The organism is Inquilinus ginsengisoli, from assembly GCF_050434925.1.
GTDB classification, from domain to species: domain Bacteria; phylum Pseudomonadota; class Alphaproteobacteria; order DSM-16000; family Inquilinaceae; genus Inquilinus; species Inquilinus ginsengisoli_B.
Map to the genome: position 1 here is coordinate 5,597,149 of NZ_JBNDJK010000001.1, position 18,097 is coordinate 5,615,245.

General features: G+C 69.7%; 17 protein-coding genes. 10 read left to right on the forward strand and 7 right to left on the reverse strand.

Annotation, left to right across the window (positions count from 1 at the left end):
* Positions 1-67 precede the first annotated feature (67 nt).
* The 3 genes from QFZ27_RS26730 (at position 68) to QFZ27_RS26740 (ending at position 3,329) form a co-directional block, all read left to right on the forward strand.
* Complete coding sequence (locus QFZ27_RS26730) at positions 68-1,186, forward strand: tryptophan 2,3-dioxygenase family protein (RefSeq protein ID WP_429232496.1); 1,119 nt, start codon at positions 68-70, stop codon at positions 1,184-1,186.
* On the forward strand, positions 1,183-2,349 hold the full coding sequence (locus tag QFZ27_RS26735; RefSeq protein WP_429229501.1) for an aminotransferase class V-fold PLP-dependent enzyme: 1,167 nt from the start codon (positions 1,183-1,185) through the stop codon (positions 2,347-2,349). Before QFZ27_RS26730 ends, QFZ27_RS26735 begins: the two co-directional genes overlap by 4 nt.
* A 62-nt stretch (positions 2,350-2,411) precedes the next feature.
* Positions 2,412-3,329: a phosphotransferase family protein gene (locus QFZ27_RS26740; protein ID WP_429229502.1), complete on the forward strand. Its 918-nt coding sequence runs from the start codon at positions 2,412-2,414 to the stop codon at positions 3,327-3,329.
* Between the two features lie 40 nt (positions 3,330-3,369).
* Here the strand turns inward: QFZ27_RS26740 and QFZ27_RS26745 are convergent, their stop codons facing one another.
* Positions 3,370-4,830 (reverse strand): mannose-1-phosphate guanylyltransferase/mannose-6-phosphate isomerase, encoded by a 1,461-nt coding sequence (locus QFZ27_RS26745; protein ID WP_429229503.1) that lies wholly within the window; start codon positions 4,828-4,830, stop codon positions 3,370-3,372.
* A gap of 190 nt (positions 4,831-5,020) precedes the next feature.
* Between QFZ27_RS26745 and QFZ27_RS26750 the strand changes: the two genes are divergently transcribed.
* The 5 genes from QFZ27_RS26750 (at position 5,021) to QFZ27_RS26770 (ending at position 10,330) form a co-directional block, all read left to right on the forward strand.
* Positions 5,021-5,971, forward strand: coding sequence for a substrate-binding domain-containing protein (locus QFZ27_RS26750; RefSeq protein WP_429229504.1), 951 nt, complete (start codon positions 5,021-5,023; stop codon positions 5,969-5,971).
* A gap of 120 nt (positions 5,972-6,091) precedes the next feature.
* A complete protein-coding gene (locus tag QFZ27_RS26755) occupies positions 6,092-7,618 on the forward strand; it encodes a sugar ABC transporter ATP-binding protein (RefSeq protein ID WP_429229505.1) in 1,527 nt (508 codons plus the stop codon).
* A gap of 11 nt (positions 7,619-7,629) precedes the next feature.
* On the forward strand, positions 7,630-8,649 hold the full coding sequence (locus QFZ27_RS26760) for an ABC transporter permease (RefSeq protein ID WP_429229506.1): 1,020 nt from the start codon (positions 7,630-7,632) through the stop codon (positions 8,647-8,649).
* 98 nt (positions 8,650-8,747) lie between these two features.
* Positions 8,748-9,110: a YciI family protein gene (locus tag QFZ27_RS26765; protein WP_429229507.1), complete on the forward strand. Its 363-nt coding sequence runs from the start codon at positions 8,748-8,750 to the stop codon at positions 9,108-9,110.
* A 2-nt stretch (positions 9,111-9,112) separates the two neighbouring features.
* Positions 9,113-10,330, forward strand: coding sequence for an RNA polymerase sigma factor (locus tag QFZ27_RS26770; protein WP_429229508.1), 1,218 nt, complete (start codon positions 9,113-9,115; stop codon positions 10,328-10,330).
* 40 nt (positions 10,331-10,370) lie between these two features.
* On the opposite strand, the gene QFZ27_RS26775 is transcribed toward QFZ27_RS26770, so the two are convergent.
* Positions 10,371-11,852, reverse strand: coding sequence for a capsule assembly Wzi family protein (locus QFZ27_RS26775; RefSeq protein ID WP_429229509.1), 1,482 nt, complete (start codon positions 11,850-11,852; stop codon positions 10,371-10,373).
* A 259-nt stretch (positions 11,853-12,111) separates the two neighbouring features.
* Here QFZ27_RS26775 and QFZ27_RS26780 point away from each other — a divergent pair, with 259 nt between their 5' ends.
* Entirely contained in the window at positions 12,112-12,723 is a 612-nt protein-coding gene (locus tag QFZ27_RS26780) for a hypothetical protein (RefSeq protein WP_429229510.1), read from the forward strand.
* A gap of 16 nt (positions 12,724-12,739) precedes the next feature.
* Here the strand turns inward: QFZ27_RS26780 and QFZ27_RS26785 are convergent, their stop codons facing one another.
* The 5 genes from QFZ27_RS26785 to QFZ27_RS26805 form a co-directional block, all read right to left on the reverse strand.
* A complete protein-coding gene (locus QFZ27_RS26785) occupies positions 12,740-13,501 on the reverse strand; it encodes a DeoR/GlpR family DNA-binding transcription regulator (protein ID WP_429229511.1) in 762 nt (253 codons plus the stop codon).
* A 319-nt stretch (positions 13,502-13,820) separates the two neighbouring features.
* Positions 13,821-14,492, reverse strand: coding sequence for an ABC-type transport auxiliary lipoprotein family protein (locus QFZ27_RS26790; protein ID WP_429229512.1), 672 nt, complete (start codon positions 14,490-14,492; stop codon positions 13,821-13,823).
* Between the two features lie 2 nt (positions 14,493-14,494).
* Positions 14,495-15,472: an MlaD family protein gene (locus tag QFZ27_RS26795; protein WP_429229513.1), complete on the reverse strand. Its 978-nt coding sequence runs from the start codon at positions 15,470-15,472 to the stop codon at positions 14,495-14,497.
* Position 15,473: 1 nt separating this feature from the next.
* Positions 15,474-16,310 carry an ABC transporter ATP-binding protein gene (locus tag QFZ27_RS26800; protein WP_429229514.1) on the reverse strand — a complete coding sequence of 279 codons (837 nt, stop codon included), beginning with the start codon at positions 16,308-16,310 and terminating at the stop codon, positions 15,474-15,476.
* Positions 16,311-16,312: 2 nt separating this feature from the next.
* Positions 16,313-17,464 (reverse strand): ABC transporter permease, encoded by a 1,152-nt coding sequence (locus tag QFZ27_RS26805; RefSeq protein WP_429229515.1) that lies wholly within the window; start codon positions 17,462-17,464, stop codon positions 16,313-16,315.
* A gap of 102 nt (positions 17,465-17,566) precedes the next feature.
* Between QFZ27_RS26805 and QFZ27_RS26810 the strand changes: the two genes are divergently transcribed.
* The gene (locus QFZ27_RS26810; protein ID WP_429229516.1) at positions 17,567-18,082 is read left to right on the forward strand and encodes an adenine phosphoribosyltransferase; all 516 of its coding nucleotides are present in this window, start codon (positions 17,567-17,569) and stop codon (positions 18,080-18,082) included.
* Positions 18,083-18,097: the final 15 nt, after the last annotated feature.

An 18,097-nucleotide genomic window follows, 5' to 3' on the forward strand; every position in this document is an offset into this window, starting at 1 on the left:
CTCCGCGCTAGCTTCCGGTCACCACCAGCACTGGACCGCGGTCGACTCCGGTCGGCAACCGGCAGGCATAGCCACCGGGAGGCGCGCCATGGCCGAACCAGGCGTCCATTACGGATCATATCTCCAGCTCGACAAACTGCTCGACCTGCAGGCCCGCGAAAGCGAGAAGGCCGGGCGGCCGGCGCATGACGAGATGCTGTTCATCATCGTGCACCAGGCCTACGAGCTGTGGTTCAAGCAGATCCTGTTCGAGCTCGACGCCGTGCAGGGGGTATTCGCCGCCGAGCGGGTCGACGACCGTGCCGTCGGCCGGGCCAGCCGGGCCCTGCGCCGCATCCACGAGATCCTGAAGCTCGGCGTGCACCAGCTCGACGTGCTCGAGACCATGACGCCGCTAGACTTCCTCGACTTCCGCGACCTGCTGCGCCCGGCCTCCGGCTTCCAGAGTGCGCAGTTCCGGCTGATCGAGATCCGCCTCGGCCTGCGCGCGGCCGACCGGCTGGCCTATGAGGGCCGGTCCTTCGAGGCCCGGCTGGAATCACCGGGGCGCGAGAAGGTCGAAGCGGCAGGCGGCCAGCCCAGCCTGTTCGAGCAGCTCGACGCCTGGCTGGCCCGCACGCCGTTCATCGAGCTCGGCGGCTACCGCTTCCGCGAGGCCTATCGCCAGGCCGTGGTGGCGATGCTGGAGGGCGATATCGGCCACCTGACCGCCCATCCGACGCTGGACGAGACGGCGCGGGAGAAGGAGGTGGCGGCGCTGCGCCAGGCGCTGTCGCGCTTCGACGCGCTGTTCGACGAGGCCCGCCATGCCGAGGAGGCGGCGCAGGGATCCTGGCGGATGTCCTGGCGGGCGCTGCAGGCGGCGCTATTCATCAACCTGTACCGGGACGAGCCGGCGCTGCAGGTGCCGTTTGGGCTGCTGAGCCTGCTGATGGACCTCGACGAGACCATGACGCTGTGGCGCTACCGCCATGCGCTGATGGTCCAGCGCATGATCGGGCTGAAGACCGGCACCGGCGGATCGTCCGGCCATGACTACCTGGCCCGCACCGCCGAGCGGCACCGGGTGTTCGGCGACCTGTTCACCCTCTCCACCTATCTGATCCCGCGCTCGGCCCTGCCGCCGCTGCCGGACGAGATCACCCGCCGCACCGGGCTCTCCTATGGCGAGGAGGCCGGGGCATGAGCTTCAAGCCGCTGTTCTCCCGCTTCCTGGCAGCGGCGCCGGAGCGGCTGCATCTGGCCGCGCACAGCCATCACCTGTGGCCCGATGTCGTGTTCGAGGCGCAGGCTCGCTATGTCGAAGACACCGCCCGCCTGGCCGACCACAAATGGGAGCTGGTGTTCGGCGACGTGGTGCCGCGGCTGCAGGCTCGGATCGCCGCGATCCTGACCCTGCCCGACCCGGCCTCCCTCGCCTTCGCGCCGAACACGCATGAATTCGTGCGGCGGCTGCTGTCCTGCCTGCCCACGAACCGGCCAGCCCGGGCGCTGACCACCGATTCCGAGTTCCACAGTTTCCGCCGGCAGATCGCAAGGCTGGAGGAGGACGGGCTGGTCCAGGTCACCCGCGTGGCGCAGGAGCCGACCGCCGACTTCCCCGCCCGCTTCGCCGCGGCGGCCGGAGCCGGCGGCCACGACCTGGTGTTCTTCAGCCAGGTGTTCTTCAACTCCGGCTATGCCGTGCCCGACCTGGCGGCGCTGGTGGCCGCGGTGCCGGACCGGGAGACGCTGGTCGCGGTCGACGGCTATCACGGCTTCATGGCGCTGCCGACCGACCTGTCCGCCATCGCGGCCCGCGCCTTCTACATCGCCGGCGGCTACAAATACGCCATGGCCGGCGAAGGCGCCTGCTTCCTGCATGTGCCGCCCGGTTACGGCCCGCGGCCGCGCGACACCGGCTGGTATGCCGCCTTCGGCGCCTTGGCCGGGGCGCAGGACGGGCGCGTGCCCTACGGCACCGACGGCAGCCGCTTCCTCGGCTCGACCTTCGACCCCTCCGGCCTGTACCGCCTGCTCGCCGTGCTCGACCTGCTGGACGCGCACGGCATCGACGTGCCGGCGATCCACGATCACGTGCTCGCGCTGCAGCAGGCCTTCGCCGAAGCGCTGGGCCGGGCCGGGGTGCTGACCCGCGACCGGCTCCTGGTGCCGCTCGACACGCCGGTCCGTGGCCATTTCCTGACCTACCGCACTGACGCCGCCGGCGGGATCGACGATCGGCTGCGGGCGGCCGGCATCGTCGTCGACCACCGCGACGACCGGCTGCGCTTCGGCTTCGGCCTCTATCACGACCTGGCGGAGGTGCCGGCCATGGCCGACCGCGTGGTCCGCGCCCTGGCCCGGTAATGCGCGAGAGCTGGTCCAGGCCGTATCCGGCGGCGGTCCTCAGCCCGGACCAGGCGTTGGCGATGGTCCAGTCCCTGCCCGGCCGGCCGGCGGTGCTGCGGGTCACCGAGCTGTCGGGCGGCCTGGCCAACACCAATCTCCGCCTGGACCTCGACGGCCATCCGCCGGTGGTGCTGCGGCTGTTCCAGCGCGACCCGGCGCAGGCGGCGAAGGAACGGGCGATCCATGCCCTGGCCGCCGAGCACGGCATCCCGGTCCCCCGGCTGCTGGGCAGCGGCGACGACCCGGTGACGGGCCTGCCCTTCGCCCTGCTGGAATGGGTCGAAGGCCGGCAGCTGGACGAGGCTGCCCGCGAGCTGGACGATTCGGCGCTGCTGCCGCTCGGCCGTTCCATCGGCGGTGCGCTGGCGTCGATCCATGCCGCGCGCTTCGACCGCAGCGGCTTCCTCGACGGGTCGCTGGCCGTGGCCGAGCCGGTCGATGCCGGCGGTGCCGGGCTGATCGGCTTCCTGCGCCATGTGCTGGTCGACGGCCCTGGCGGCGACCGCCTGGGCCGCGACCTGGCCGGCCGGCTGATCGCCTTCGCAGAGCGCGAGGCCGGGCTGCTCGACCGCTGGCCCGGCCCGCCCTGCCTGACCCATTCCGATTTCGGCGGCACCAACATCCTGGTCCGTTCGGAAGCCAGCGGCTGGGCCGTCGCCGCCGTGCTGGACTGGGAGTTCGCCTTTGCCGGCAGCCCGTTCTTCGATTTCGGCAACCTGCTGCGGCCGCCGCTCGGACCTCGCCCGGGCTTCGCCGATGCCGTCGCCGCCGGCTACCGCGCGGCAGGCGGCGACCTGCCGGCGGAATGGCGCCGGATGGCGGCGCTGGCGGACCTGTTCAGCTGGGCCGAGTTCCTGACCCGACCGACGGTGTCCGACGCGGTGGTCGCCACGGCCCGGCAGCGGATCACGGACACCATGGCGTTGTGGCACCCGTAGGCTGGGTTCGCCGTGGCGAACTCAACCTGCGACTTCCGCCTCAGGGCTCCTCGAGCCGGACGACGTCGTCCTCGCCGAGATAGGGTCCGGTGCGGACCTCGATCAGCTCGAGGTCGATCCTGCCGGGGTTCTCCAGCTTGTGGTCGGTGCCGATCGGCAGGTAGACGGCCTCGTTCTCGCGCAGGATGCGGGACTGGCCCTCCATGGTGACGCGGGCGGTGCCGGACAGCACGACCCAGTGCTCGGAGCGGTGGTAGTGGCGCTGCAGGGCGACGGCCTGGCCGGGATGGATCAGGACGCGCTTGACCTGGAAGCGGTCGCCGGCATGCAGCGACTTGACCGTGCCCCAGGGCCGGTAGATCTCGCGGTGGATCACGGCTTCGGGCCGCTTGGCGGCCTTGAGCCGGTCGGTGATCGCCTTGACGTCCTGGACCCGGTCCTTGGCGGCGACCAGCACGGCGTCGTCGGTGGCGATGACGATGGCGTCCTCGAGGCCGATCACGGCGGTGAGGATGCCGTCGGAGCGGACCAGGCAGTTGCGCGAGGACAGGGTCAGCGCATCGCCCTGGGTCAGGTTGCCGTCGGCGTCGCGGTCGCCGACTTCCCACAGCGAGGACCAGGATCCGACATCGGTCCAGCCGATCGAGGCCGGGACGATGCCGGCGCGGTCGGTCTTCTCCATCACCGCATGGTCGATCGAGATCGACGGGGCCTGGACGAAGGCGGCGGCGTCGAGGCGCAGGAAGGTGAGGTCGCGCGAGGCGGCCTTGAGCGCGGCGTCGGCGGCGGCCAGCACGGCCGGCGCGTGGCGGGCGCACTCGGCCAGATACTGTCCGGCGGTGAACAGGAAGATGCCGGCGTTCCACAGGTGCTGGCCTTCGGCCAGGAAGCGCTCGGCGGTCTCGAGCGGCGGCTTCTCGATGAATCGGGCGACGGTGCGGGCGCCGGGGGCCTCGGCGATGGCGTCGCCGGGCAGGATGTAGCCGAAGCCGGTCTCGGGCGCCGTCGGCCGCATGCCGAAGGTCATCAGATGGCCGGCGCGGGCGGCCGGGGCGGCGATGGCGATGGCGGCGCGGAAGCCCTTCGGATCGGCGATGTGGTGGTCGGCCGGCAGCACCAGCATCAGGGTGTCGGGGTCGCGGTCGGCCAGGAAGCGGGCGGCGACGGCGACGGCCGGCGCCGTGTTGCGGGCCGAGGGCTCGAGGATGATGGCGTCGGGCGCCACGCCGATCTGGCGCATCTGCTCGGCGACGATGAAGCGGTGGTCGTCGGCGCAGATGAACACCGGCGGCGCGAAGCCGTCGGCCTCGCCGACCCGGGCCACCGTCTCCTGGATCATGGTGCTGTCCGACACCAACGGCAGGAACTGCTTGGGATAGCCGGCCCGCGACAGCGGCCACAGCCGCGTCCCCGAACCGCCGGACAACACCACCGGCACCACCAGCGGGCTGCCGGGCTGCGTCGCGGTCGCCGGCAGGTCGACCGTTTTCGCCTTCGTCATCGTCACTCGTCCCGTGCGGCCCCGATCACGACGCTTATCCGCCATCCGCCCCCGTTCTGTCCAACGCCGCCGCTCCCGAGCACTCCGTTGACAGTGGCCGATCAATCATCCGACAATTTGAGCTGAACAAAGAGTCGGGATCGCGGCGCGGCACCGCCCCCGGCAACCAAATCGCCGTGGAGGAGAGCTCATGACTGGTACGTTGCAGCGCGCCCTGCTGGGCGCGGTCCTGGCGATCGCGGTCGCCCTGCCGGCGGCGGCGCAGGACAAGAAGACCATCCTGACATCGGTGCCCAGCCTGGGCTTCCCGTTCTTCGTCCATATGATGAAGGAGTTGAAGGCTGAGGCGGAGAAGCTGGGCGTCGCGTCGGTCGAATCCGACGGCCAGAACAGCGCGCCGAAGCAGACCGCCGATGTCGAGGCGGCGATGGTGCAGAAGGTCGACGGCATCGTGATCAGCCCGATCGACGTCAACGCCATGGCGCCGGTGCTGGGCGAGGCGGTGGAGGCCGGCGTGCCGGTGGTGACCATCGACCGCCGCGTCACCGGCGTCGACGGCATCCTGGCCCATGTCGGTGCCGACAACGTGCTGGGCGGCGAGGCCCAGGCGAAATGGCTGATGGACAGCTATCCGAACGGCGCCACCATCGTGAACCTGCAGGGCCAGCCGGGCGCCAGCCCGGCGATCGACCGCAACAAGGGCGTGCACAACGTCCTCGACGCCCACAAGGACAAGTACAAGTTCGTGGCGGAGCAGACCGCCAACTTCGCCCGCGACCAGGGACTGAGCATCACCGAATCGATCCTGGCCGGGCTGTCGACGCCGCCCGACGTGATCGTCGCCGCCAATGACGACATGGCGCTCGGCGCGCTCGAGGCGGTGCGCGGCCGCAACCTGCAGGACAAGATCAAGATCATCGGCTTCGACGCGCTGCCGGAGGCGCTGGGCAGCATCCGCGACGGCGGCCTGGCCGGCACCATCGAGCAGTTCCCGGGCGGCCAGAGCCGTAAGGCGGTCGAGGTGCTGGTCGACTACCTGAAGACCGAGAAGAAGCCGGATCCGTCGCTGATCCTGCTGACCCCGATCGCCATCACCAAGGCCAATCTCGACAAGGCCGAGCGCATCGGCGAGGTGAAGTAGTACTTTCCCAATCCTGTCATCGCCGGGCTCGACCCGGCGATCCAGGGGCCATGAAGAGCTGCTCTTGCCGCCCTGGATGCCCGGGTCAAGCCCGGGCATGACAAGAGGGAGAGGACACGGATGACCGAACCGCTGCTGCGCATGACCGCGATCACCAAGCGCTTCCCGGGCGTCGTCGCCCTGGACGGCGTCGGGCTGGAGGTCGCGGCCGGTGAGGTGCATGGCCTGCTCGGCGAGAACGGCGCCGGCAAGTCGACGCTGCTGAAGATCCTGTCCGGGGCGCAGGCGCCGGACGGCGGCAGCATCGTCTTCGCCGGCGAGACGGTCAGCTTCGCTGCGCCCTATGAGGCGCAGCGGCGCGGCATCGTCACGATCTATCAGGAGTTCAACCTGATCCCGAGCCTGACGGTCGGGGAGAACATCCTGATCGGCCGCGAGCCGGGACGGGCCGGGCTGGTCGACTGGTCGGCGATGCACCGGGCGGCGAAGGCGGCGCTGGACCGGATCGGCCTGGCCATCGATCCGCGCCGGCTGGTGCGCGACCTGAGCGTCGCCGAGCAGCAGATGGTCGAGATCGCCCGCGCCCTGTCGATGGAATCGCGGCTGATCGTGATGGACGAGCCGACCTCCGCCCTCAGTTCCACCGAGGTCGACCGGCTGATGGCGATCATCCGCACGCTGCGTGGCCAGGGCATCGCCGTGATCTACGTCACCCATCGGCTGGACGAGGTGATGACGGTCTGCGACCGGGTCACCGTGCTGCGCGACGGCCGGCTGGTCGGCAGCGCGCAGGTGGCCGAGATCACGGTCGACGACATCATCCGCATGATGGTCGGCCGCGATCTCGGCGCCCTGGCCCGGATTGAGGGCGGGGCGGCCCAGGCCGGCCCGCCGGCGCTGCGGGCCGAGGGCATCGCCACCGAGCGCAGCGCGCTGAACCCGCACGCCACGGTGCTGCACGACGTGTCGCTGGCGGTGCGGCGCGGCGAGATCCTGGGCATCGCCGGGCTGGTCGGCGCCGGGCGGACCGAGCTGGCCCGCGCCATCTTCGGCGCCGATGCCCGCACCGGCGGCCGCGTCCTGATCGAGGACAAGTCGGTCGAGATCCGATCCCCGGCCGACGCGATCCGCCACAGCATCGGCCTGGTGCCGGAGGACCGCAAGCAGCAGGCGCTGTTCCTGTCGCTGGCGATACGCAGCAACCTGGCCATCGCCGCGCTCGGCAAGCTGGCGGGGCTGTTCGGCTATGTCTCGGACAGCAAGGAGCGCGGACTGGTCGAGGAATACCGCCGCGCGCTCGGCATCCGCATGGCGGGGCCGGAGCAGCAGATCGCCAACCTGTCCGGCGGCAACCAGCAGAAGGTGGTGCTGGCGCGCTGGCTGGCGCTGCGGCCGAAGGTGCTGATCGTCGACGAGCCGACCCGCGGCATCGACGTCGCCGCCAAGGCCGAGGTGCACCAGCTGCTGGGCCGGCTGGCGCGGGAGGGCATCGCGGTGATCGCCATCTCCTCCGAGCTGCCGGAGGTGCTGGCGATCAGCGACCGCATCGTCACCATGTGCGAAGGCCGGATCACCGGCGAGATGGGCCGGGCCGAGGCCGACGAGGAAACGCTGATGCGGCTGATGACTCGCCGCCGGGCGGCATAGGAAAGATCAAGATGGCGCAGGGCACGACACTTCCGGACCGCGGCGGCTTCGACCTGTTCGGGCTTCTGGCGCGGTTCGCGCCGCTGATCTTCCTGGTGGTGCTGATGGCCGGCTTCGCCATCGCCGAGCCGCGCTTCATCTCCACCGTCAACCTGCTGAACGTGCTGCGCCAGGTCTCGATCTACGGGCTGCTGGCGATCGGCATGACCTTCGTCATCCTGACCGCCGGCATCGACCTGTCGGTCGGCGCCGTCCTGGCCTTCTGCGGCCTCGCTGCCGCCATCGTCGCCAAGGGCAGCGCCACCGGCAACTTCGCGCTGGGCTCGGACGAAGTTCAAGGCTGGGGCTGGGGCGCCGCCGCCCTGGTCTCGATCCTGCTCGGCATGGTTGCAGGCGGGGTGCAGGGCTTTGCCATCACCCGGCTCAAGGTGCCGCCCTTCGTGGTGACCTTGGGCGGCATGTCGGCCTTCCGCGGCGCCGCGCTGCTGTTGTCCGGCGGAGGGCCGATCAGCGGCTTCGACGCCGATTTCCGCTACTGGGGCCAGGGCAAGATCCTGGAGATCCCGGTGCCGGTGCTGGTGTTCCTGGGCTTCGCCGTGCTGGCCCATCTGGTGCTGCGCTACAGCCGCTTCGGCCGCCAGGTCTATGCCGTCGGCGGTAATCCGGAGGCGGCGCGGCTGTCCGGGCTGAAGGTGCGGCGGGTGCTGCTCAGCGTCTACGTCATCATGGGCTTCTTCGTCGGGCTCGGCGCCTTCGTGCTGTCGGCCCGGCTGAACTCGGCTGAGGCGGTGGCGGGGCAAGGCTACGAGCTGACCGTGATCGCCTCGGTGGTGATCGGCGGCACCAGCCTGTTCGGCGGCATCGGCACCATCTTCGGCACGGTGATCGGCACCGTCTTGATCGGCGTGCTGCTGAACGGGCTCGTGCTGATGAACGTCTCCTCCTACATCCAGCAGATCATCATCGGCGTGATCATCGTGCTGGCCGTGGCCTTCGACACCTTCGCCAAATCGCGCCGCCGGCGGGTGTAGCCGCCGCCGATTTTTTCGCGGACGATGTCGAAAGGCCCTCTGCCGGCCCGTCATGGGGGTGAGCGAGATGCGCTCGACCCCGTGCGATGGAGACGATCATGCAGTACGCCTTGCTGTTCCAGCAGACTCCCGAGGAATTTGCCGCCCGCCGCGACCCGGAAAAGCACGCTGCCTTCTGGGCCGCCTTCATGCCGTATATGACGGCGCTGAAGGAGGCCGGGATCGTGGTCGCCGGCGCCGGGCTGGAGCCGCCGGCCACCGCCACCTCGATCCGCATCGGCGGCGGCGGGCGACAGGTGCAGGACGGTCCCTTCGCCGACACCAAGGAGCAGCTCGCCGGCTTCTTCATCATCGAGGTGCCGAACCTGGACGTGGCACTCGACTGGGCCTCGCGCTATCCGGGCGGCCCGGGCGGCGGGGTCGAGGTGCGGCCGGTGGCGCCGCCGAAGCCGCAGCAGTGAGCATGGGCACGCGCCGCGCCGTCGAACGGGCGGCGCGTGACTCCTATGGCCGGCTGGTGACCTTCCTGGCGGCCCGGTCGCGCGACATCGCGGCGGCGGAGGACGCGCTGGCCGACGCCTTCCGGGTGGCGCTGGAGACCTGGCCTCGCGATGGCGTGCCGGACCGGCCGGAGGCCTGGCTGCTGACCGCGGCGCGGCGTCGGCTGATCGACGGCGCCCGGCATCTCCAGGTGCGGGCGGAGGCGGTGCCCGATCTCCGCATCGCGGCGGAGGAGGCCGAGGCGCTGGCCGAGGCCGACCGCTTCCCGGACGAGCGGCTGAAGCTGCTCTTCGTCTGCGCCCATCCGGCGATCGACCCGGCGATCCACACGCCGCTGATGCTGCAGACCGTGCTCGGCCTCGATGCTGCGCGCATCGCCTCGGCCTTTCTGGTCAGCCCCGCTGCCATGGGCCAGAGGCTGTCGCGCGCCAAGGTCAAGATCCGCGACGCCGGCATCGGCTTCGAGCTGCCGGAGGTGAAGGAGCTGCCGCCACGCCTCGACGCGGTGCTGGAGGCGATCTATGCCGCCTATGGCAGCGGCTGGGACGACGTTGCCGGCGCCGATCCGCGCCGCCGGGGGCTGGCGGCGGAGGCGATCGATCTCGGCCGGATGCTGCGGCCGCTGCTGCCGGCCGAGCCGGAGGTCGAAGGGCTGCTGGCGCTGATGTTGCATTGCGAGGCCCGGCGCGAGGCGCGCCGCGGCCCGGAGGGCGACTATGTCCCACTGTCGAAGCAGGACACGGCGCGCTGGTCGAGGCCGATGCTGACGGAGGCCGAGCGGATCCTGTCGGCCGCCGCCCAGGACCAGCGCTTCGGGCGGTTCCAGCTCGAGGCCGCGATCCAGTCGGTGCACGCCCAGCGGGCCCGGACCAGCCGCACCGACTGGGAGGCGATCGCCCTGCTGTATGAGGGGCTGGTGCGGCTGGCGCCGACCATCGGTGCGCGGGTCGGCCAGGCCGCCGCGATCGCCGAGGCACGCGGCGCCACGGCCGGATGGGCGCTGCTGGAGGCGATCCCGGCCGAGGCGGTGGCGAGCTATCAGCCCTATTGGGCGCTGGCCGCCCATCTGCTGCGGCGGCTCGGCCAGCCGGCGGGCGCGGCCTACGAGCGCGCCATCGGCCTGTGCGAGGACCCGGCGATGCGGGCGTTCCTGCTGCGGCGGTTGCGAGAGGCTTCGTAGCCTGGATTCGCCCCGGCGAACCCAAGCCACTCGACAGGTCTCAGAAGCGGATCGTCGTCGACACGCCCAATGCCGCCATCGGCTTCTGCTCTCCCGGGCTGTTCGGCGAGTCGTCCTGAAACCGCAGATTGATGCCGACCGTGTTGCGCCGCATCGGGATCGAGACGCCGAGATCGACCATATTGATCGTCTCCTTGGTCTGGGTGACCGTGTTGTTCGGGTTGTTCTTCGGGTTCAGATAGGCGTGGGAATAGGAGACTTTGTAGGTCCAGTCGTCGGTGTCGACAAAGGTGCCGGTGACGCCGAACAGCTCCGCGTCGCTGTCGAGGCTGTCGCCCATCGAGCGCTTGTAGAAGCGGTAGCCGTCCGGATAGGCGCCGCTCTCGTAGAAGTAGCCGTAGAGCTTGTCGTTCAGGAAGTTCGCGGTCGAATTCGAATATTCGACATTGACCTTCCACGTCGCCCCCTCGTCCCCCCAGCCGTTCCAGACCGAGGCGCCGAGCACGCCGGCGTTCCGCGACGGCAGCGGCAGGCCGATGTCGGAATAGGCCGCGTCTTCACCGGTCAGCTCGCCATAGATCTCGAAGGGCTGGCCGAAGATCTGGTTGCTGTAGCGGGCATCGAAACCGGCGATCTGGTTGGCCGGGTCCAGGGCCTGCAGCGCCGGATCATCGACGTTGGTGTTGCCGAAGAAGCCGTCGAAGAAGGTGCCGGGGCCGCACGGCCGGCCGCTGCCGCAGAACATCATGATGCGCGAGCCGCCGAGCTCGAGCCCCGGGATCGGGCTGATCGACAGCCGCAGCCCGAACATCAGCGGGTTGGTGACCAGCCGGTCGTCCGGCAGCACGCCGAGGAAGCCGGTGAACTGCCAGGGGCCGATCCAGCTGAGCCATGGCGTCTCGAAGGCATGCGGGTTGGACCGCATGAAGCCGACCTTCGGGAACGGCCGCGCGTTGGTCGAAAGGATCAGGCTGGTGGTCTCGCCCGGCCCCCACCACGTGTCGAGCCAGCCGGCATAGAGAATCCAGTTGTCGATCCGCTGCGCGAGGTAGGTGCCGTCGAGCGACGCCTGGAACGAATCCTGGCCGGCGTAGTACCAGGGGCTGTCGCCCTTGGCGAAGCGGGAATAGGCGCCCACAGACAGCCGCAGCGCGGTCGATTCGCCCATATACTCGAAGGACGTGGAGATCTCGCCCCGCTGCCGCGCAGTGTAGTCGAAGCCGCGCACCAAGGCGGGCTGGTTGGTCAGGTCGGCCCGCAGCTCCGCATGCAGCTGGCCCTGCCGGGTCTCGGCCGCGGCCCGCGCCCGGACGCGGTCGAGCGCCGCCTGGGCATAGGCCGGCAGCGCGTCCCGGTCGGCCTTGGCCAGGCGATAGGTGATCTGGGCCCAGGGAAGCGGCCAGGCGCTGAGCACGCCGTCGATGAGACGGAAGTTCTCCAGGATGTGGATGTCGTTGCGCAGAGTCGAGTCGCCCGGCTCCGCCCACGGGCTGGCCGTGGCGGTTCCCGTCGTCGCTGCCACGGCGCTGGCCGAAATCACGGCAGCGGCAACGGCTATGGCTATCTTCCTCGCAACGGCCATTATTCCCCCCGGACGGCCCCGAATACCTCGCCCTAATACACAAGAAGCCCCCCTAAGCCCAGCCGCCGCGTAGCTTAATAGATGCTTCTCCGCCACGGTCCCCTCTGGTGAGCGACAAATTTGTCACAATCGTAACAACGGTCCTTGGCGGCCGCGGTCCGCTGCGCCATCTCTTCGAGACCGATTCTCAGGAGGCGTGATGCGCGTCCTCGTCCTCGCCCTGACCGCCCTGCTGCTCGGCGCCTGCGCGCAGACGCAGGTGGCCGGCTATGTCGACCCCGCCTATCGCGGCGGGGCGCCGATCCGCTCGATCGTGGTGGTGGCGGAGACGCCGCGGCTCGGGGAACGCGAAGCGCTGGAGAGCGCGGCCGTCGCCGAGCTCGCCGCCCGCGGCGTGCAGGCCCGGCGGATGATCGACCTGGCGCCGCCCACCCGCCCCGGCGGCCCAGCCGCCGAGACCGCCGCGATCCGCGCAGCCGGCGTGCGCGCCGTGCTGCGCATCGTCGTCGACCAGCGCGCCACGGTCGCCCGCTACCTCCCGCCGACCTATGTCGGAGACCCGTTCTTCCCGTATTACGGCTATGGCTATGGGTACTACCCCGGCCCCTTCGCCGGGCTGACGACGGGCGGCCGCTGGATCGAGGAGCCCACGGCCCGCTACGACGCCACCCTGCAGGAGGCGGGCGGCGGTGCCGCCATCTGGAAGGGCGAGGCCGTCGCGCGCGGCGGCTCGAACAGCAATTTCGTCGATCTCGCCGCCCGGGCGGCCAGGGACCTGGTCTCCCGGTTGCAGCAGGACAAGGTGATCTGAAAAGCCCGACTCGGCGCTAGTCGGCGACGTGGACGCGGCAGGTGGTGGCGGCGATCGCCTCGCTGAAAGGCGCCGGCGGGGCCCGGTCGGTGAACAGGGCGTGGATCTCGCCGATCGAGGCCAGCCGCACCATGGCGTTGCGGCCGAACTTGGTGTGGTCGGTCACCAGGAACACCTGGCGCGAATTGTCGATGATCGCCCGCGCCACCCGCACCTCGCGGTAGTCGTAGTCGAGCAGCGTGCCGTCGCCGTCGATGCCGCTGATGCCGATGATCCCGACATCGACCTTGAACTGGCGGACGAAGTCGAGCGTCGCCTCGCCGACGATGCCGCCGTCCCGGGCCCGCACCACGCCGCCGGCGACGATCACCTCGCAGCTCGCATTCGAATACAGGATGTTCGCGACATTGATGTTGTTGGTGATCACCCGCAGGCCGCGATGGCCCAGCAGCGCCCGGGCCACCTCCTCCGTCGTCGTGCCGATGTTGAGGAACAGCGAGGCGTTGTCCGGCACCTGCCGCGCCACCAGCCGGGCGATCCGGCGCTTCTCCTCCAGGCACAGCACCTGCCGGGTCGAATAGGCGAAGTTCTCGACGCTGCCCGGCGCGGTCACGCCACCATGAAAGCGCCGCAGCAGGGCCCGGTCCTGCAGCAGCGAAATGTCGCGTCGGATGGTCTGCGGCGTCACCTGGAAGCGGTCGGCCAGGGCCTCGACCGTGACATAGCCCTCCTGGCGGACCAGATCGACGATCTGGCTCTGCCGCGCCGTGGCGTTCATGGCCGCTCTTCTTCCCGTGGCTGGACGAACGAGAATGCTAATCGGGAAGCGGAAACGATGCCAATATTTTCACTTACGAACATCGGCCCGGCACGACGCAGCCGCGAGCGCCTTGCGATCGCGCCATGCCGTGCTATGAAAGGCTGCAACGAACACGGGGATGGACCGGATCATGGGTGCAGAGTGGGTCATTATCATCGGCGTCATCGCCTTCTTCTTCTGGCAGACCGTCACCCGCTGACGACGCAGCCAATCCGTTGACGCACGGCGCCGGCCCTGAGAGGGCCGGCACGGTTTTCACCCCTGCTCCGGTTCTTGCCTAGACCTGCCGTCGCGGCCGGCCGGCTGCGCGGTCGTCGCGTTCGCCGGTGCGCAGGGTCCATTCGACCACCTGCTTCAGCACGCCGCCCAGGGCTTCGTCCCAGGCCCTGATCACATCTGTGAACTCCGGCCCCTGCACGTCCACCACCCGCTCGAAGCTCTCGCCGCCGATGATCGTCCGCTGCGGGAAGCGCACCAGCTTGGCGCCGATCCGCACCCTCACCCGGTAGGGCTGGCCTTCCCAGCGCTCGGCCCGGAACTCGCGGATCTCGGGCTGCAGCACGTAGTTCGCGCGCAGGCCGGAGATCTGCCGGCCGACCGAGACGATCTTGCCGGTGTTCTCGAAGCTCTCCACCAGCAGCCCGACGACCATCGCCGGCGCCCGGTCGACCCAGGCCACCTTGGCGAAATAGTCCAGTTTGGTCGGACTCTCGCTGATCGCGATCCGGTCGGTATCGATGCCGGCATTGGCGCTCGGCATGTCGACCAGGAGTTGCCAAGTCGCCTTCGGCAGGCCCGGGTCAAAGGTGTTCTTCGGCGTCAGTTCGTAGACCTGCGGCGCCGGCGGGGCCAGGGCGCTGATCCCGCCGCAGCCGGCAAGGCCGACCGCGGCCGAGGAGACAGCGGCCTGCCGGAGGAAGAGGCGCCGGGACAGGGGGGAGAAACTCATCTTCACCTCGAGGTACCTTCCGGCGCGACGCCGCCGGACGAGCCGCCGAACAGGAACTGCGCCGGGCTGCGGTCGAGCCGCGACAGGGTCCGGTTCAGGTTGTCGGTCAGTTGCCGGAGCTGGGTGATCAGCTGGGTGATCTCGTAGAGCCCGTCGGTGGAGAAGCTCTCCACCCCCGGGCCGGATTGCTTCAGCAGCCGGGCCACGCCGTCGGCGCTCTGGCGCAGCGAGGCGATCATCGCCCGGGCATCGGTCACCGCCGCATTCACCTGGGCATCGGTGGTCGACAGGAAGCCGGTGGCGCCGGTGGTGAGCTTGCTCAGGTCCGCCCGTGCGTCGGTGACCAGCCCGTCGACATTCCGGGTCAGCGTGTCGATCCGCTCGATTGTGCTCGCCAGCTGGGTCGAGCGCTGCGCCAGGGCCGCGGTCAGGGTGTTCACATTTGCCAGGACCTCGGAGATGTTGCGGACGTTGTCCTCGGAGAAGATCCGCTGAACCTCGCGCGAGATGTCGGACAGCCGGTCGAGCAGCTGCGGCACGGTGTCGACGATCGCCTGCAGCCCGGACTGGCGCGACGGGATCACCGCGTAGTCCTTGCCCTCCTCTTTCTCTAGCCGCGGCGCGCCCTGGACGCCGCCGCTGAGCAGGACGAAGGCACCGCCGGTCAGGCCCTGGATCTCGAGCGACGCCACGCTGCCCTTGACGATCGGCGTGTTCGGCCGGACCGCGATCCGGACCTGCACCCGCTCGACATTGGACGGGTCGATCTGGATGTCCTCGACCGCGCCGACCGGGATGCCGCGATAGCGCACCTGGCTGCCTTCCTGCAGCCCGGTGACGTTGCCGGAGAAGTAGATCAGGTAGCGCTCGGCATTCTCGCGCAGCCCCGACCCGCCGAGCCAGACGGCGAACACCACCAGCCCGACCATCAGGATCAGGACGAAGCTGCCGACGGCAACATAGCTCGCACGCGTCTCCATCTCAGCCCTCCGCCCCCATCTGCGCTCGCTCCAGGGCGGCATGCTCGGCCGCCGCGGCGCGGCCGCGCGGCCCGTGGAAATACTCCTGGATCCAGGGATGGTCGACCTTGAGCAGGTTCTCGTAGGTGTCGACCACGACCTTCTTATCGATCAGCACGGCGATGCGGTCGCAGATCGTGACCAGGCTGTCGAGGTCGTGGGTGACCATGAACACGGTCAGCTTCAGGCTGCGCTGCAGCTCCGAGATCAACTGGTCGAAGGCGGCGGCGCCGATCGGGTCGAGGCCGGCGGTCGGTTCGTCCAGGAAGATGATCTCCGGGTCAAGCGCCAGCGCCCGCGCCAGCGCCGCGCGCTTGCGCATGCCGCCGGACAACTCGGAGGGATGTTTGATGCCGGCGCTGCAGGCCAGGCCGGCCATCGCGATCTTCACCCGCGCCAGCTCGTCCATCATATGGTGCGACAGCCGGGTATACTCCTTCATCGGCACCTGGATGTTCTCGGCCACGGTCATCGAGCTGAACAGGGCGCCGTCCTGGAACATGACCCCCCAACGCCGTTGCACCGAGCGGCGTTCCGCTTCGTCGGCCTGGTCCATGTCGATGCCGAGCACCTTGAGCGACCCGGCGGCGGGCCGGATCAGGCCGATGATCTCCTTCAGCAGCACCGATTTGCCGGTGCCGGAGCCGCCGACCACGCCCAGCACCTCGCCGCGCCGGACGTCGAGGTCCAGCCCGTCATGGATCACCTGGGCGCCGAACTGGGTTTTCAGCCCACGCACGCGGATCACGACGTCGTCATCCGGCGCGTCAGGCGGCGGGGCCTGGGGGTCCTTGTGCATGATCAGACTCCCAGGGTGGCGAACAGGATGGAGAACAAGGCGTCGAGCACGATCACCAGGAAGATCGAGACGACGACGGATTGGGTGGTCAGCCGGCCGACGCTCTCGGCGCTGCCGGAGACCTTGAGCCCCTCATAGCAGCCGACCATGGCGATGGCGAAGGCGAAGACTGGGGCCTTGACCATGCCGACCCAGAAGGTGCCGACGGTGATCGCCGCCTTGAACTGCTGCAGGAACTGCGGCCCGCTGATGTCCAGCACGAAATACGACATCAGCGCGCCGCCGAAGATCGCCATCATGCTGGCGTAGAAGGTCAGCAGCGGCAGGGTGATGGCCAGGGCGAAGACCCGCGGGATCACCAGCACCTCGATCGGATCGAGGCCCAGCGTCTCCATCGCGTCGACCTCCTGGTTGACCTGCATGGTGCCGATCTGCGCGGTGAAGGCCGAGCCGGAGCGGCCGGCGACGATGATCGCGGTGATCAGGCCGCCGAGCTCGCGCAGCACCGAGACGCCGAGCAGGTTGACCACGAAGATCTGGGCGCCGAAGCGGCTGAGCTGGTCCGCCCCCTGATAGGCGAGCACGACGCCGATCAGGAAGGACAGCAGGCCGACGATCGGCATGGCGTTGAGGCCGGTGGCCTCGATGTTGTGCGCCAGCGCGGTGATGCGGATCCGGCTCGGGTGCAGCAGCGTGGCGATGCTCTTGACCACCAGCATGCCGAGGAAGCTCAGCAGCTCCAGCGCCTCGTCGCGGAAATGGTAGGTCGACTTGCCGGTGCGCAGCGCCAGCTCGTACAGGATGTTGCGGTGGGGGCGCTTGATCGGCTCGTCGCGCTCGACCCGCGACACGGCCTCCAGCAGGCCCTTCTGGTCATCCGACACGCCCTCGACCCGGACCGTGGCACCGGCGGCCGCCAGATCCTCCTGGGTGCGGTGCACCAGCCAGGCGCCGACCGTGTCGAGCCGGGTGACGCCGGACAGGTCCAGCACCACCTCGCCCTTCACCGACGACTGCACCAGCTCGGACAGCTCGCGGTCCAGCGGCGCCGCCGCCCGCGTCACCCACGGCCCCTCCAGGCGCAGCCGGGTGACGCCGCGCTCGACGCTGCTGTCGATCCGTGCCTCGGCGTCCGCGGCCGCCGCCGTCGTCACCGCGCAGCCCTCCGGCCAACCGGTTGCCGCACCTGCGAATTGCCTTTCAGGCCGCAGGCACTACGATGCAGGGCCGCTCCGGCCCGCAACCAAGGACGTCTCATGGATCTCAAGTCGCACATCCGCGGTATCCCGGATTTTCCCAAGCCAGGCATCCTGTTCTACGACATCTCGCCGCTTCTGGCCCATCCGCAAGCGTGGCGCCATGCCGTCGACAGCCTGGCGACCAAGGTCCGTGAGTGGCAGCCGGACATGCTGGTCGGCATCGAATCTCGTGGGTTCCTGGCGGCGGCACCACTATCCTATGTACTAGGTTGCGGCTTCGTGATGTGCCGCAAGCGCGGCAAGCTGCCGGGCGAGACGATCGGCCATCTTTATCAGCTCGAATACGGGTCGGACGCGATCGAGATCCAGGCGGACGCGATCAAGCCGGGCATGAAGGTGGTGGTGCTGGACGACCTGCTGGCGACCGGCGGCACCATGGCCGCTGCGATCCAGCTGCTGCGCCGGGTCGGCGCCGATGTCCGCGGCGCCGCCTGCCTGATCGAGCTGTCCTTCCTCGGCGGCCGCGACAAGGTCGATGCGCCGATCATCTCGCTGCTGCAATACGACAGCTGAGGCCATCGGACCGGA